Consider the following 16,202-nt stretch of genomic DNA (forward strand, 5'->3'; position numbering starts at 1 on the left):
TTCTTTATGACAGGTGTCATTTAAGGTGTCTCAAAAGCAAAGGAAGGCCATCTCGGAAGGTGGGACACAGATCGATTCGTCTATTGTTTTCGAAATTAGCGTAATGAAAATAAGAATGTTATTTATAAAATAAATATTGCGAAAACTAATATAATTAGTTAAAATTGAAATACGATTAGTTCGCAGAGGGGATTTGATGTAGAATGAAAGTTGAAAATAGTGGCACAGTGTATCAATTGTCCTTTATGCCGAGGATTTTTCCTGTTAATTGTTATTTCGTAGAAGAAGAAAATGAGCTTACACTGATCGATGCAGCATTACCATATAGTGCAAAAAGTATAATAAAAGCTGCTGAAAATATCGGAAAACCGATTACGAGAATAATCCTTACCCACGCACATAATGATCATATTGGAGCGCTAGATACGTTAAAAGAATTATTACCACATAGTAAAGTGTACATTTCTTCTAGAGATGCACTTCTATTGGGAGGGAATAGTTCCTTGCTACCAAATGAAAAAAACACCCCTATTCGTGGGGGCCTTCCAAAAAATATTAAAACTAAACCGGATGTATTACTTGAAGAAGGGGATCGTGTTGGTTCATTAGAAGTGATTGCAACTCCAGGGCATACACCTGGTTCCATTTCTCTTTTCGATACGCGTAATAGAAGTTTAATAGCAGGTGATGCCCTTGTAACTAGAGGAAAGCTAATAGTAACGGGAATGCTGAATCCGTTGTTTCCGTTTCCTGCTCTTGCTACATGGGATAAAGAGACAGCTCTAAAAAGTGCAAAAAAATTAAGCAATCTGAATCCGAGTTTACTTGCTGTAGGGCATGGGAAGATGTTAAAGCAACCGCAGGAGCGATTGAACATAGCCATTGCTAAAGCAGAAAATGCTTTTTTATCATCTAAATAGGAAGTGAAAAAAATGTCCCGTCGAATGAAGTTGGATGTATCTATTATTTTACAAAAGGCAACAGAGATAGCTGATGAGCAAGGATTGGACCAACTTTCAATTGGACTATTAGCTGAAAAATTGGAAGTACGGCCACCGTCCTTATATAACCATCTTGATGGCTTAAATGAATTGAAACAGAAATTAGCCATTCAAGGTGTAAAAAAACTACATGAATATATGCTACAAGCTGCAGTAGGACGTTCGGGTGATGACGCCATTCGTGCAATTAGTCAAGCATATCTTCAACTTGTTAGAGAACATCCGGGGTTATATGATGCTAGTTCTCGCTTTCCAGATGCGAATGATCAAGAATTACAGCAAGCCCAAGAGTCTGTCGTACAACTAGTACTTCAAGTGCTAGATGTCTATCATTTACAAGAAGAAACTGCGATTCATATAGTCAGAGGATTACGGAGTATTCTACATGGATTCTCTTCGATTGAACAGATGGGGGGATTCGGGTTGCCACTAGATATCAATAAAAGCTTTTCAATCCTAATCAATACCTTTATTGAGGGCATTCATGCAGCTACGAAAAATCAGAACTTGGAAATGAATAACTAAGGGAAGAGAAGGAGACACGGAGGATTAATTTCAGTCGATAATACAAAGGAAATAATATTGGAGTAGGAGACTTGACATTGAATACGAGTTTCCTACTCTTTTCATGTAGAAAGCAGTTGCGATTAATGCTTTCTTTTTGAATAACGTGACATACTACTATTTAGTACATGAATAAATTCTATAATCTAATAGCCCTTCATACTTTAAGATCATTTCAAAATGTTTATCCATTACTTCATAAAGTTCAGGTTCAATATGCTCTGAGTGATTAAGCTCAGGTACTGAGAAAATCGATTTGTTTTTTTGTATACGAATATGTTTAAAACCAGCCTGGTTAAATAAGTCTACCCAATCCTTTTTCATTGAACACGAATCAAATCCATAAAACTCTTTGATTTCTTTTTCAATTTTCTCTTCAAGCGGTTGATGAATAGTAAATTCAATGGCAATAAACCGACCGCCATTCTTTAATAAACGAAAGATTTCTTTAAGTGCATTAGGTTTATTGACAAAAGAAAGCACAGATTCAGAAATAATATAATCAAATGTATGATCGGATAAAGGTACTTGTTCTATTGAACATTGCATTATTTTTACGGGTAAGCGATTTTTTTTCATTCTCTTTTTAGCTTTTGCGACCATTACAGAATTAATATCGATGCCTGTTACCTTTGCTTCATACGTCTCTGCCAAATATGCAGCGGTTTGGCCTGTACCACAGCCTACATCTAAAATATATGGATTTTCACCAATGTTCTCGGCCTTGAATAGTTCCTTTGTTAAATTAAGACCACCAGGGTGCGCACCGCCTACACCAAATTTGGACAGAAATTCTAGATATTTCGAATTTTGAATCGGAATCCCTTCTTTATTCGTATTTTTGTATAATATGAAATTTAAAATAGTATGGTTCCAGCAAGAGACAAAGTTGTTATCAAGAACCTTCACTAATGAATGGACTTCAATATGTATATTATTTTTGAGCAACTTCTCCGATAGTCTAAACAATAAAAAAATACAGACGTATACTAGTTAAAAGATATTTGATAGGGGGTGAATTGATGCCATTTTTTCCGCCTAATTCTAGAATGAGACCATTTCCACCAAGCTATAGACAAGGTTTTGGCCCTCCTATGCAAGGTAGACAAGGGCAACCCTTTTTTAATCCTTACCAGCAACCCCAAACCTCTAGATTTGGAAGATTACCACAACATTTAAATACAATTATGGGCCACTCGGGAACAATAACATATGGAGTTAATATGTTAAGACAAATGGGGGCTTTTATGAATTTCTTAAGATAGAATGTAAAATGATTTTTTTAGTTGAACTTATATAAAACCCCTCTTAAGAGAGTAAATGCTTAAGAGGGGTTATTGATTATTTCATTTAATGTTTATTTTGCTGAAAGTTGTTTTTCGATAATAGAACGGTTTTTCTCTTTAAATACTTCATTATGTGATGACACGACCCCTTGGCGATAGGCAGTAGGCTCTAAATATGTTTTGATAGAATTCACGGCATTGGCTGCATCCTGGAAAGTCCCTAAAAGGAGATTTATTTTTCCTTCAAACGCTAATATATCACCTGCTGCAAAAATTCCAGGCTGTGCTGTTTCTCCTGTTGCTTTCCCTTCAAAATAGTAATCATCTTTTTTAGGAATGGTAATTGTTTGCTCCAATTCTAATGATGCTTCACGGTTATAGCCATGACTAACGATGACTTCATCAATTTGACGCGTATAGCTTTGTTTTGTTTTTGTATTTTCACATGTCACTAATTGGATGGCTGTTTTCTCGGCATCGGCAGTTAATTTTGTAATAGTCGTATTACACTCAATCTTTACGCCAGCATCTAAAGCTTCTTGAATTGTTGCCTCATGAGCGGATAACGTATCTTTACGATAAACAACAGTTACGTTTTTGGCGATAGGACTTAGTTCAACTGCCCAGTCGATCGCAGCATTTCCGCCTCCCGAAATAATGATCTCCTTGTCCACAAAACGTTGATATGACTGCACGGTATAGTGTAAATTAGTCATTTCATATTTTTCTGCACCTTCTAGTGAAAGCTTTTGAGGATTAATAATACCACCACCAACGGCTAAAAGAACGGTTTTAGAATAATGTTTATCTCCTTGCGCAGTATGAAGAACAAAAATATCATCTTGGCGCTCGATAAAATCGATTTTTGTACCTGTTACAATGGTTGGATGAAACGTTTTTGCCTGTGCAATTAACTGTTTCACAAATTGTTCGCCTAATACAGGGGGATGACCACCAATATCCCAAATTAGCTTCTCGGGATAAAGTAAAACTTTACCACCAAGCTGTTGTTGACTCTCAATTAATTTCGTTTTCAATCCTCGTAAACCACTATAAAAGGCGCTGTATAGGCCTGCGGGACCACCACCAATAATTGTTACATCGTATAAATGTTGCATTTATATCACCACATCCTAAAAAAATAATAAAAAAGTATTTGACAAAACTAAATAAGAAAACTAGACTAATTCTAGTGATAATGATTATCATTGTCGGTTAATCGCTATCATAGCATGGAAAGAACAAAAAGGAAAGAGAGGTTACGTCGTGCGTTTACAAGTTGAATCGATTCGTATCGGCTACGAGGACAAAACGATTGTGCATGATTTATCGTTACAAATTCCAGACGGTAAAATAACGACTATCATTGGTTCCAATGGGTGTGGTAAATCTACACTTTTAAAGGCTATTACAAGGATATTGAAGCATAAGAGTGGACAAGTCATACTGGATGGTCAAAATATTTCCGAGATGAATACAAAAGAATTAGCGAAAGAACTGGCTATATTGCCACAAAGTCCGGAAAGTGCACATGGTTTAACAGTGGAAGAGCTTGTATCCTACGGTCGATTTCCATATCAAAAGGGCTTCGGTAATTTATCGCAAAAGGATAAAGAAATGATTGACTGGGCCTTAAAGGTAACTAAAACGGATGACTTTCGTCTGAACACAGTTGATGCCTTATCAGGTGGACAGCGTCAACGGGTGTGGATCGCGATGGCATTAGCTCAAGAGACCGATATAATTTTTTTAGATGAGCCAACAACTTATTTAGATATGGCCCATCAGTTAGAAGTTTTAGAATTACTTAACAAGCTTAACGAAGAAGAAGGACGCACAATTGTCATGGTGTTACATGATTTAAATCAGGCAGCACGCTTTTCAGATTATATTGTTGCGCTATCAAAAGGAGAGCTAGTGAAGTTTGGTACTGCAGAGGAAGTTATAGTACCTGAAGTATTAGAAAAAGTGTTTAATATTGATGCAGTCATTGGTAAGGATCCTCGAACTGATAAACCAATGTGCATTACATATAACTTACTACAAACAGTGTAAAAGGAGATAGATTTATGAAAAAGTGGTTATTACCAATGTTTATGATGGTCGTACTAGTGCTTGCAGCGTGCGGCAATAAAGAAGAGAAGACGGATGAGGGCTCTAAAGATAAGGCATCTGCAGAAACGATTACGTATCAATCAGAAGCTGGCCCTGTTGAAGTACCAGCAAATCCTAAACGTGTAGTTGTATTATCTTCATTTGTTGGGCATTTACTACAGCTTGACGTTAATGTTGTCGGTATTGATTCATGGGCTGCAGATAATCCAAACTTCAAAGATGGTATTAAAGATGCAGTAGTTGTTGAGAATACGGATATCGAAAAAATTATCGAGCTTGAGCCAGATTTAATTATTGGTTTAAATGGTATTGAAAATGCAGATAAATTAGGAGAAATCGCACCAACTGTGTTGTTCACTTATGGTAAAGTGGATTATTTACAGCAATTCATCGAAATCGGTAAAGTGGTGAACAAAGAAAAAGAAGCAACTGATTGGGTAAAAGATTTTAAAGAACGTGCTGCAGAGACGGGTACAAAAATTAAAGAAAAAATCGGTGAAGATGCTACAGTTACTGTCGCAGAAATGTATAATAAACAAATGTATGTGTATGGAGATAACTGGGGTCGAGGAACAGAAATTTTATATAAAGAAATGGGCTTGAAAATGCCTGGAAAAGTAAAACAAGATGCTTTAAAACCAGGTTATTTTGCAATTTCTACAGAAGTATTAAATGAATATGCAGGTGACTATGTAATTTTTAGTACATTTAAAGGTGAGGAAAGCGCCATTAAAAATGCTCCGTGGTTTAAAGATTTAGAAGCGGTGAAGAATGGTCATTTATTTGAAGTGAGTGGCAACGAATTTTACTTTAATGATCCAAAAACTTTAGAATATCAACTAGATTTCTTTGAAAAGAAATTTTTACAATAATTTCAGTAGAGAGTAGCGAAGGCAAATGATAAAGTTTCGAAATTTCCCGTTTTGGCTTCAAGTATTGCTTGCACTGATCTTATTAGCAGTAACAGTTACGATCTCGCTTTGTATAGGCGCGGCTAATACGAGTATTCAAGATGTTTATCAAGCGATTGTCGGACAAGACGGTGGCAAGCACTACTCTGTATTACGTGAAATTCGATTTCCTCGTATTATTGCTGCTATTTTTGTAGGTAGTGCACTTGCAGTTGCTGGGGCTATTATGCAAGGAGTTACTAGAAATCCATTAGCAGATCCAGGTCTCCTTGGTCTAACAGCAGGTGCGAATGCGGCACTAGCATTGACGATGGCGTTTATTCCAAATACCTCGTACTATATGTTTATTTTTGCATGTTTCATAGGTGCGGGTGTAGGGATGATTGTTGTCTATGGTATTGGCGCTTCAACGAAGAATGGCTTTTCTCCATTAAAGTTAGTCTTAGCTGGGGCAGCCGTATCCGCTCTATTACAAGCAATAGCAGATGGAACGGGAATATTATTTAAAATTTCAAAAGATGTTTCGATGTGGACGAGTGGTGGTTTAATTGGCACTACATGGCAAGCATTAATAATTGTTCCTGTTATTGTAATAGGATTAGGGGTAGCTTTTGTGTTTAGTCGTCAGCTAACCATTTTAAGTTTAAATGAAGAAGTAGCTGTCGGATTAGGACAAAAAACAACAGTCATTAAAGGAATTATGATGTTTGTCGTTGTTATTCTTGCAGGCTCCGCAGTTGCGCTAGTAGGCAATTTAGCATTTGTGGGGTTAATGGTACCACATATTGTCCGAGCAATTGTTGGAACAGACTATCGATTTGTCCTACCGATGAGCGCTATTATCGGTGGATGGTTAATGGTCACTGCAGATTTTGCAGGTAGAATGGTTAATGCCCCATATGAAACACCGGTAATTGCAATTATTTCAATTATCGGCCTTCCGTTCTTCTTACTTCTTGTTCGAAAGGGAGGTCGTCAAATTGTTTAAAATCGGACGAAAAAAACAACGTAGATGGCTCATGGTTTGGATGCTATTAACAATAGCTATTTTTGTAATGGGTATTTCAATGGGAGCAGCTTCAGTTTCGATTGATCGCATAATACCGATTTTACTTGGAGACGGCAGCTTCAAAGAATCATTCGTACTGTTTTCTGTTCGCTTGCCAAGATTATTTGTGCTAGCAGCAGCAGGGATGGCGTTAGCATTAGCTGGTGCCGTTTTGCAAGGGGTAACACGTAATGATCTAGCGGACCCGGGTATTATTGGGATTAATGCTGGAGCAGGTATAGGAATTACGCTATTTTATATCCTTGTTGATGGTGATTTACCTCATTTCGCGTATGTGTTACCACTTGTCGGATTTGCCAGCGCTTTATTAACGGCACTCCTCATTTACTTTTTTTCATATAAGCGTAATGTGGGTGTACAGCCGATCCAACTTATTTTAGTCGGGGTAGGTGTAGCATCTGCCTTAGCAGGTGTAATGATGATATTAATTTCCTCTGCTGAGCGTAGTGATGTGCAATTTATCGCACAATGGCTTGCGGGGAATGTTTGGGGAACAGACTGGCCATTTTTCTGGGCTTTATTGCCTTGGCTTGTGCTAGGCATACCATTTATTTTGTATAAAGCAAATGTGTTAAATGTGCTGGCAATGACTGAACCAACAGCGGTTGGCTTAGGATTAAACATCGAACGAGAGCGTTTGCAATTATTAGTAGTCTCTGTCGCATTAGCTGCGGCAGCTGTATCGATCACAGGAGGCATTGCCTTTATCGGTCTGATGGCTCCCCATATTGCAAAGCAGCTCGTCGGACCGCGCTACCAGTTCTTTTTACCACTCACATTATTAATTGGTGCCAGCTTACTAATGTTTGCAGATACAATTGGCCGCGTAGCTATTTCGAGTGCGACCGTGCCAGCAGGTATTGTTGTAGCCTGTATCGGCGCCCCATATTTTTTATATTTACTACGAAAAAACGACTGAATGGCTTAGGCTGTTCGGTTGTTTTTTTGAACGAACGTAGTTCTGCGAATTCAAAGATGTGGATAGAAGGTGCTGCAGCAAGTCGTGGATAGAAAGTTGAGAATGATGGATGGAGAGCTCAAAGTCGTGGATAGAAAGGAGAGAATGATGGATAGAGAGCTCAAAAACGTGGATAGTAAGCCAGGAATGATGGATAGAGAGCTCAAAAACGTGGATAGAAAGACGGGAATGAAGGATAGAGAGCTCAAAAACGTGGATAGAAAGTAGAGAATGATGGATAGAGAGCTCAAAGTCGTGGATAGAAAGCCAAGATTGATGGATAGTAGCGTCGTCAAAGTGGAGATATGAGGCAGAAAAGTAGTAGTCGATGCAAGAACAAGGCGATTTTTCCATTCTTTTTATCTATAAAATTGGGCTATAAATTTAATTTTCACATCTTGTATTTCAAGTTTTTTGGAACCTCTGTTTATACATGTAATTATTTATATAATAAATACAGGAGGGGAGAGACAATGATTTTATTAGCACGACAGCAATCACAAATGCAAAAAATGCTAGAAGCTTTGGTAAGAAGGTTGCCTAGTACACATGTAGACTACATGAATTATTTTAATAGGTTAATGCGTATACAAGCTGGCTTTGCTGGAGAAAAGCGAGTAGATGCAGAATGGCTTGAAATTAATTTGCCCAACCCACATTATTTCCTTCATGATTTACAAATAGTCAATCACTTCGGGACTACACATCAAATAGACACTGTATTAGTGTGTCCTCATTTTATATTAATCCTAGAAATAAAAAACATAACAGGCTTCCTTGAATTCGATGAGTCATTTACTCAATTTACAAGGACTACTGCAGAAGGTGATGTTGAGGGAATGATTGATCCTTTTCATCAAGCTAGACGACACGCCGACTGGATAAAGGGGATATTACAGCATTACAAAGTTAAGATTCCTGTTCATTATGCAGTCGTTTTGGCAACGAAAAATGCAATTTTATCAGAAAGTTTAAAAGGACAACCAATTTTCCATGTTTCAGGATTACGTTACTATGTAAGAAAATGTCTTAAACAGCATAATGAGATGATACTAGAAGCTGATGATCTCTCTCTTTTTGCTACTAATTTATTAACCAGGCATATGCCAATTAAAAGAGAAATAACCGTTCCTGTACAGGATCTTCTAAAAGGTGTGTTATGTGTACGTTGTTCAAATGGACAGCAAATGAGCTATTCCAATAAAAAATGGACTTGTCAACGCTGCGGATTAGTAGATCAGGATGCTATTCTCAGAACGCTTGATGATTACAAGTTATTAGTGGGCGATTCGTTAACGAATAAAAGCTTTTGTGATTTTTTCGCAATAGATTCACCCGATCTAGCGTATAGACTATTGCAGAAATTACCTTTGAATGCTGATGGGAAAAAAAGACATAGAAAATATTGGATTAAAGATGGATAGAGCGCTTTGAGCTGTGGATAGAAAGGCGAGAAAGCTAGATAGAGCGCCCAAAAACGTGGATAGAAAACGGAGAAAGCTGGATAGAGCGCTCAAAAACGTGGATAGAAAGCGTAGAAAGCTGGATAGAGCGCCCAAAAACGTGGATAGAAAGCGTAGAAAGCTAGATAGAGCGCTCAAAAACGTGGATAGAAAGGCGAGAAAGCTGGATAGAGCGCTCAAAAACGTGGATAGAAAGCGTAGAAAGCTGGATAGAGCGCTCAAAAACGTGGATAGAAAGCGTAGAAAGCTGGATAGAGAGCTCAAAAACGTGGATAGAAAGCGAAGAAAGCTGGATAGAGAGCTCAAAAACGTGGATAGAAAGGCGAGAAAGCTGGATAGAGCGCCCAAAAACGTGGATAGAAAGGCGAGAAAGCTGGATAGAGCGCTCAAAAACGTGGATAGAAAGCGAAGAAAGCTGGATAGAGCGCTCAAAAACGTGGATAGAAAGGCGAGAAAGCTGGATAGAGCGCCCAAAAACGTGGATAGAAAGCGAAGAAAGCTGGATAGAGCGCTCAAAAACGTGGATAGAAAGCCAAGAAAGACGAGAAGCCCGACCCAAAACTCCGAATTTCCCGACTAATTCCTACTAGACAAATAAAAACGAAAAGCGTATAGTTAGTTAGGCTAACTAACTAAAAAGGAGTGGTAATGTTGACGATCGAACAAGAATTTTTTAATCAGTACCGCTTAATGTATAGACCGTTTATCAATCTAATAAATGTGCAGTTGGGGAAATATCAGCTGTATAGCTCTCAATGGGCTCTTCTTCGGTTATTGATGGATAAAGGGCCACATACATTTGTGGATATTGCGAATTTCATGTTTATTGAAAAGCCGAGTGTGACGAGACTTGTGCAAAAGCTTGTGGAGCTTGGTTACGTGGAAACGGTAGCGGGTAGGGATAAGCGCGAAAAGCTTGTACAATTGACGGCTGATGGTGAAGAGATTGTGCAAGAAATTCAAGCGCATTTAAAACCAACTATGGAACAGGCACTCGCGGGGGTATCGGAGCGGGATATTGAAATTGCGACACAAGTGTTAGCGAACATTTGTGCAAACATCAATCGGTAGGAGAGAAAAAAGTGGAAGCAACTAGACATAAACTTTGGACGAAGGACTTTTTAATCGTCTCACTTATTAATTTTACCATTACATTAATATTCTTTTTATTGATGGTAACGATTGCAGGCTATGCGGTTGAGCATTTTGGGGCTTCGACTAGTACGGCAGGTCTTGTATCGAGTATTTTTATTATTGGTACTTTATTTGGGCGTCTTGGGACAGGGCGTATTATTGGGGATTGGGGTAGTAAAAAAACATTATTTTTTGGATTATTATTGTTTATGCTATCCACGATGTCTTATTTTATCGCGACGAATTTGCCACTTCTAATGGTCAATCGTTTAGTACAGGGTATTGCACTTGGGATGGCTAGTACGGCGACAGGGACAATTATTGCACAGATTTTACCTTCTGATCGACGAGGAGAAGGTATCGGTTATTACAGCTTGAGTGCTATTTTAGCTACTGCTATCGGACCGTTTGTAGGTATTCTTCTAACGCAGCTGTTTGAAGATTATCGGATGATTTTTGCTGTCGATTCCGTATTAGCTATTGTATGCTTCTTGTTGTATTTTATCGTAACCGTTCCAGATGCACCGAAGAAGGCCAAAGAAATGGCGGAGAAAACAGGCTTTAAGCTCACTAATTTTATCGAAATGCGTGCCGTGCCAATTGCTTTTGTGGCGCTCGTTATTGGCTTTGCCTATTCAGGGGTTATGTCATTTATGACGTTTTACGCGAAAGAGCTTGATTTGGTAACAGCAGGAAGTTATTTCTTTATTATATATGCAATTGTTATTTTAGCGACACGTCCTTTTACAGGAAAATTACTAGACACTAGAGGTGCAAACATTGTTATCTATCCATGTTTAGTTATTTTTGCACTAGGAATGTATGCTTTTAGTTCGGCGACTAGTAGTGTTGTATTTTTACTAGCCGCAGCTTGCATAGGGATAGGTTATGGCAATTTCAATTCAGTAGCGCAAGCAATAGCGATTAAAGTTACACCAAATGAGCGTTTAGGACTTGCGACATCGACATATTTTATTTTATATGATTTAGGTTTAGGGGTTGGTCCTTATTTCTTAGGATTCTTCGTTCCGACTTCGGGGTACAGTGCCATTTTCTTTGCGATGGTATTTGTTATTTTAGTGTCAATTATCCTTTATTATTTCTTATATGGAAAATATGAAAATAGAAATCAAGCAAAAATTTCGTAGTTTAGAATGATTATATTGTGGAAAAAACGCCATTTATCTAGTTATCTAATTAGATCGACTATAAAATGTCGTTTTTTTCTATAAATAAAAATACTTCTTGCAATTGCACTTGATAATCATTATCATTCTCGATATAAACTATTTCGGAAGTAGGTACTTAGCATGAAAAAAACATCATTATTGTCAGTATTAGTTGCAGGAGGTATTCTAATGACTGGCTGTGGAAATACAGATGAAGCTAAAAAAGACGATAAGCCAGCAACAGAGCAAGCAGAAAAAGCTACAAAAGTTGATTTATCTGCTGAACTAGCAGCCTATCAAACATTTGCATTAGAGCAAATGGATCAATTTTTAGTAGAAACGGAAAAATTTGTGGAAGCATTTAAAGCTGGTAAAATTGAAGAGGCAAAAGCAGCTTATGCGCCGGCACGTATGTATTTCGAGCGTTCGGAGCCAATCGCAGAGAGCTTTGGTGACCTTGACCCACGTATTGACGGTCGTTTAGCTGATATTAAAGAAGAAGGCAAAGGCGAAGAAGCATGGTCGGGCTATCATAAGCTAGAACATGCGCTTTGGGTAGAAAACAAAACTGCAGGCTACGAGGCAGTTGCAGATCAATTACTAGCAGACGCTAAAGAATTACACGCATTAGTTCAAACTGTAGAAGTAACACCTGATTTAATGATTACAGGTGCGGTTGACTTATTAAATGAAGTATCGACATCAAAAATCACTGGTGAAGAAGAAATCTATTCTCATACAGACCTTTATGACTTTAAAGCAAACATTGAAGGTGCAGAAAAAATCTTTGAAATCCTACGTTCTAAATTAGAAGCAAAAGATAAAGACTTAGTTGCTACATTAGATGAAAAATTTAAAGCAGTAGATGATTTATTAGCGAAGCATGCGACTGCTGATGGCGGATATGTTTCTTACGAAAAATTAACTGATGAAGACACAAAAGCACTTTCAGCAGCAGTTAATCAACTTGGTGAACCATTAAGTCAAATGGGTATTATTTTAGAGTAATTTTTGGAGTGATAATAAATGACAGCGTCAAATGATGAAAAATGGATGAATAAAAAAATATCGAGACGTGACATGTTAAAGCTAACAGGTATCGGAGCAGCTGGTATAGCTATCGGTGCCTCTGGCTTAGGTGGTGTTATGAAAGTAATGGGCTACGATGTGTTCGAGCCTGTTGCGGATAGCACGACTGCACGTAATAAAGTTGATTTTTATGGAAAACATCAATCTGGCATTATTACACCAGTTCAGACAAATATTTATTTTGCTTCTTTAGATGTTTTATTTACATCAAAGAAAGACTTACAAGAGTTGTTCAAAAAATGGACACCTCTTGTTGTTCGTTTAATGAATGGTGAATTAATGGTAGATTTAACAACAAATACTAGAGTTCCTACAGGAGATACAGGTGAAGCAGAAGGTTTAGACGCTTCAAATTTATCGATCACAATTGGTGTTGGCCCATCTTTGTTTGATAAGCTTGGGATTCAACATTTGAAGCCTGCAGAATTAAATGATTTACCACATTTCCCAAAAGATCAACTACAAAAAGAACTTACAGGTGGAGATCTTTGTATCCAGGCATGTGCGGATGATCCACAGGTGGCATTCCACGCAGTACGTAACTTAGTTCGTGCAGCATCTGGTAAGGTAGAAGTTAAATGGTCTCAAGCAGGCTTTAACTCATTCCCAGCTGGTGGAGGAACACCGAGAAATTTATTTGCATTCAAGGATGGCACTGGAAATCCGTCGACTGCCGATGACAAAGATTTAAATAAAGTTGTATGGGTTGATAAAGGCTGGCTAAAAGGCGGCTCTTATTTAGTCGCACGTAAAGTTCAAATGCATCTTGAAACATGGGATCGCACATCTTTGAAAGATCAGGAGGTAACATTTGGTCGTTATCGCGATAGTGGTGCACCTTTTGGTAAAAAGAAAGAGTTCGATGATTTCGATGTAGAGGCGAAGGATAGCAACGGTGAGTACATTATGCCAGATACGTCACACGTACATTTGGCACGTAAATCAGGTGCGCGTATGTTACGTCGTTCGTATTCTTATGCATCAGGTGTTATGACGAATACAGGTGCGCATGATGCGGGACTCATGTTTGTTTCTTTTCAAAAAGACCCAGCCCAATTTATAACAGTTCAAAATAGCTTAGGACGTTTGGATAAAATGAATGAGTATACTACACATCGAGGCAGCGCAGTGTTCGCTTGCTTCCCTGGTGTACAAAAGGGGAGTTATATAGGTGAAGCACTTTTTAACGCGCTGTAGCTTAGTACTTTGCTTGTTATTGGCACTTGCTGCACCAGTGCAGGCAGCGCAATCATATAGTCACTTATACATTTCTATTAGTGATGCGCTAATGAATACGAAGCAGGATAAAGAATCCGAAGCTGAGCAAGCCCTTGAACAGTTTGCAACAGACTGGGCGTCGGTTACATCAGAGCAAAAGAAAGCAAAAGAAAAAGTTGATAATATTCTTGCACAAGCAGTTGAAGCTACTACTAAGGATGAACGTTTAAAGGCACTATCTGAATTGTCAAATGCCTTACGTGCATTAGAAAAGCTTGAGAATCCTGTAGATGAAGCGGCGCAGCGTGCAGAATTTGGCACGAAATTTAAACCTGTCATGAAAGCATTTGAAGATGCCTTAGCAAGTAGGGATTTAGCTACAATCGACGCAGCCTATAAGGATTTCAATACGAAATGGAAAAAAATTGAACGTCCTGTGCGAGAGCAAAGTATTGCCATGTACGGGCAGATTGAAACACAGATGGCCTTTATACGGATCACACTTGCTTCTGAAGAGCCAGATGTAGCATTAATGCAATCACAATATGCAGAATTAAAACAAACAATTGAAGATTTTGTAGCAGGTAATGAAACGGCGGAAGTTGTAGAAGGAGAGTATTCTTTAGCAACATTAATTGCTTATATTGATGAGGCGAATGATTTTATCGATGCAGGTGACTACAAGGCAGCCTCAGATAAAATTCGAGAGTTCATTAAAATTTGGCCAAGTGTAGAAATAGATATTTCAACACGTAACGGCAGCCTGTATACAAAAATTGAAAGTGATATGCCAATCATCGTTAGTGACTTATTGAAGTCTAACGTAGATGTTAAAGCAGTTAAAAGTAAGCTTAATACTTTCCGCACTGAAATTGAGCTGATTCAAGGTGACTCAGATTACACGCTGTGGGATGCTGCATTAATCTTACTACGAGAAGGCTTAGAGGCACTGCTTATTATTATGGCATTAGTATCATTCTTAGAGAAGTCTGGACAAAAAACAATGCGCAAATGGATATATGTTGGTGCATTTGTAGGGATCTTTTTATCAGCAGTAGCAGCTGTTTTAATGTCGACAATTTTCCAATCAGCGACAATTGATACGAGTCGAGAGCTCATGGAAGGTTATATTGGTTTATTAGCCGCTGCAATGATGATTGGAGTTGGTATTTGGCTCCATAGTAAATCGAGTGTGGTAAGTTGGAATCGCTATATTTCCAAACAAATGGGCAATGCCATCTCTACTGGCTCGGTGTTTGCCATGGCATCAATTAGCTTTTTATCTGTTTTCCGTGAAGGTGCAGAAACACTTGTCTTCTATGCAGGAATTGCACCTAAAATGGAGACATCTCAGTTTGTGCTAGGGATCGTAGTAGCACTTTTAATATTAGCTATTTTTGCATTTGTATTATTTAAAGCAAGTGGAAAAATTCCAATTCATAAATTTTTCGCTGTTGCTACGGTGTTAATCTACGTATTGGCATTTAAAATTATTGGTGTCAGCTTGCATACATTGCAGTTAAGGGATTCAGTTTCAACAACTATTGTAGATGGCTTGCCAGTTGTCAACATCATTGGTTTCTATCCAACAGTAGAAACTATGATTGGACAAGCAGTTTTACTTGTACTAGTTGTAGCAACAATCATTTATAAAAAGAAACAAAAATAAATAGAAGGGCAGATGAATAGACTTTCATCTGCCCTACAGCACGTCGTTAAAAAATTAATTAAAGTGTATCTTTAAGCAAATGTTGATTTTTACTTCGAGGTGGCGCTTTCCGCGGAAATCAACAATTCCTCATCAATGTACAAAACCATAAGCTAAAAAAATTATTATCAATATAGAAAAATCGGTGCTAGGTTTGACTATTATTTTAAACATGGAAATCCTCGATAGATTGAAGAATATGTCAGTACTAAGCTCCTCATAGTATGCTGTAGGGTTTCTGATCCAAAGGATTTACCCAGCCACTACCTCTAGCGGTTTGCTTTTCTAGGAACGTTCGACGAGCCGCTTTACCTTTATATAATAGTTTGATACAAAAGTAGTAGAAAGATAGAAAATAGTCTCTTGACCAGTAAGTGGTTAAGAGACTATTTTCTTTTGGCGTAAATCCATTAGCCCGTTTTTATAATTAAGCCTATTAGGTAAGTGTCAAATTTTATTTATATGTTAAAATTATGTTATAAATTGTTAAAATCCCTGTAGTAGATGTGTTTTCTAT

At 37.9% G+C, this 16,202-nt stretch carries 16 protein-coding genes; 14 read left to right on the forward strand and 2 right to left on the reverse strand.

What is annotated here, in order from left to right; translation table 11 throughout:
- Window positions 1–203: 203 nt before the first annotated feature.
- On the forward strand, window positions 204–920 hold the full coding sequence (locus B1B04_RS04830) for an MBL fold metallo-hydrolase (RefSeq protein WP_079560177.1): 717 nt from the start codon (window positions 204–206) through the stop codon (window positions 918–920).
- Between the two features lie 12 nt (window positions 921–932).
- Window positions 933–1,526 carry a TetR/AcrR family transcriptional regulator gene (locus B1B04_RS04835; RefSeq protein WP_079560178.1) on the forward strand — a complete coding sequence of 198 codons (594 nt, stop codon included), beginning with the start codon at window positions 933–935 and terminating at the stop codon, window positions 1,524–1,526.
- A gap of 156 nt (window positions 1,527–1,682) precedes the next feature.
- On the opposite strand, the gene B1B04_RS04840 is transcribed toward B1B04_RS04835, so the two are convergent.
- Together B1B04_RS04840 and B1B04_RS04850 are read right to left on the reverse strand one after the other, a co-directional pair.
- Window positions 1,683–2,513 (reverse strand): class I SAM-dependent methyltransferase, encoded by an 831-nt coding sequence (locus B1B04_RS04840; RefSeq protein WP_240518203.1) that lies wholly within the window; start codon window positions 2,511–2,513, stop codon window positions 1,683–1,685.
- 409 nt (window positions 2,514–2,922) lie between these two features.
- Window positions 2,923–3,969, reverse strand: a complete 1,047-nt coding sequence (locus B1B04_RS04850; protein WP_079560180.1) for an NAD(P)/FAD-dependent oxidoreductase — start codon at window positions 3,967–3,969, stop codon at window positions 2,923–2,925.
- A gap of 148 nt (window positions 3,970–4,117) precedes the next feature.
- On the opposite strand from B1B04_RS04850, the gene B1B04_RS04855 reads away from it, so the two are divergent.
- From B1B04_RS04855 to B1B04_RS04910, 12 genes are all read left to right on the forward strand, one after another.
- Window positions 4,118–4,906, forward strand: a complete 789-nt coding sequence (locus B1B04_RS04855) for an ABC transporter ATP-binding protein (RefSeq protein WP_079560181.1) — start codon at window positions 4,118–4,120, stop codon at window positions 4,904–4,906.
- 14 nt (window positions 4,907–4,920) lie between these two features.
- Complete coding sequence (locus tag B1B04_RS04860) at window positions 4,921–5,838, forward strand: iron-hydroxamate ABC transporter substrate-binding protein (protein WP_079560182.1); 918 nt, start codon at window positions 4,921–4,923, stop codon at window positions 5,836–5,838.
- A 25-nt stretch (window positions 5,839–5,863) separates the two neighbouring features.
- A complete protein-coding gene (locus tag B1B04_RS04865; RefSeq protein ID WP_079560183.1) occupies window positions 5,864–6,865 on the forward strand; it encodes a FecCD family ABC transporter permease in 1,002 nt (333 codons plus the stop codon).
- Window positions 6,858–7,865 carry a FecCD family ABC transporter permease gene (locus tag B1B04_RS04870; protein ID WP_079560184.1) on the forward strand — a complete coding sequence of 336 codons (1,008 nt, stop codon included), beginning with the start codon at window positions 6,858–6,860 and terminating at the stop codon, window positions 7,863–7,865. Before B1B04_RS04865 ends, B1B04_RS04870 begins: the two co-directional genes overlap by 8 nt.
- Before the next feature lie 69 nt (window positions 7,866–7,934).
- Window positions 7,935–8,132, forward strand: coding sequence for a hypothetical protein (locus tag B1B04_RS04875; RefSeq protein ID WP_079560185.1), 198 nt, complete (start codon window positions 7,935–7,937; stop codon window positions 8,130–8,132).
- 245 nt (window positions 8,133–8,377) lie between these two features.
- On the forward strand, window positions 8,378–9,328 hold the full coding sequence (locus tag B1B04_RS04880; protein ID WP_079560186.1) for a nuclease-related domain-containing protein: 951 nt from the start codon (window positions 8,378–8,380) through the stop codon (window positions 9,326–9,328).
- 13 nt (window positions 9,329–9,341) lie between these two features.
- Window positions 9,342–9,947, forward strand: coding sequence for a hypothetical protein (locus B1B04_RS04885; RefSeq protein WP_079560187.1), 606 nt, complete (start codon window positions 9,342–9,344; stop codon window positions 9,945–9,947).
- 68 nt (window positions 9,948–10,015) lie between these two features.
- Window positions 10,016–10,438 (forward strand): MarR family winged helix-turn-helix transcriptional regulator, encoded by a 423-nt coding sequence (locus B1B04_RS04890; protein WP_240518204.1) that lies wholly within the window; start codon window positions 10,016–10,018, stop codon window positions 10,436–10,438.
- An 11-nt stretch (window positions 10,439–10,449) separates the two neighbouring features.
- A complete protein-coding gene (locus tag B1B04_RS04895; RefSeq protein WP_079560189.1) occupies window positions 10,450–11,649 on the forward strand; it encodes an MFS transporter in 1,200 nt (399 codons plus the stop codon).
- A 162-nt stretch (window positions 11,650–11,811) separates the two neighbouring features.
- Window positions 11,812–12,678 (forward strand): iron uptake system protein EfeO, encoded by an 867-nt coding sequence (efeO, locus tag B1B04_RS04900; RefSeq protein ID WP_079560190.1) that lies wholly within the window; start codon window positions 11,812–11,814, stop codon window positions 12,676–12,678.
- Window positions 12,679–12,696: 18 nt separating this feature from the next.
- Window positions 12,697–13,956: an iron uptake transporter deferrochelatase/peroxidase subunit gene (efeB, locus tag B1B04_RS04905; RefSeq protein ID WP_079560191.1), complete on the forward strand. Its 1,260-nt coding sequence runs from the start codon at window positions 12,697–12,699 to the stop codon at window positions 13,954–13,956.
- A complete protein-coding gene (locus tag B1B04_RS04910) occupies window positions 13,931–15,646 on the forward strand; it encodes an FTR1 family iron permease (protein WP_079560192.1) in 1,716 nt (571 codons plus the stop codon). Before efeB ends, B1B04_RS04910 begins: the two co-directional genes overlap by 26 nt.
- Window positions 15,647–16,202: the final 556 nt, after the last annotated feature.

Source organism: Lysinibacillus sp. KCTC 33748, from assembly GCF_002237755.1.
Classification (GTDB): domain Bacteria; phylum Bacillota; class Bacilli; order Bacillales_A; family Planococcaceae; genus Lysinibacillus.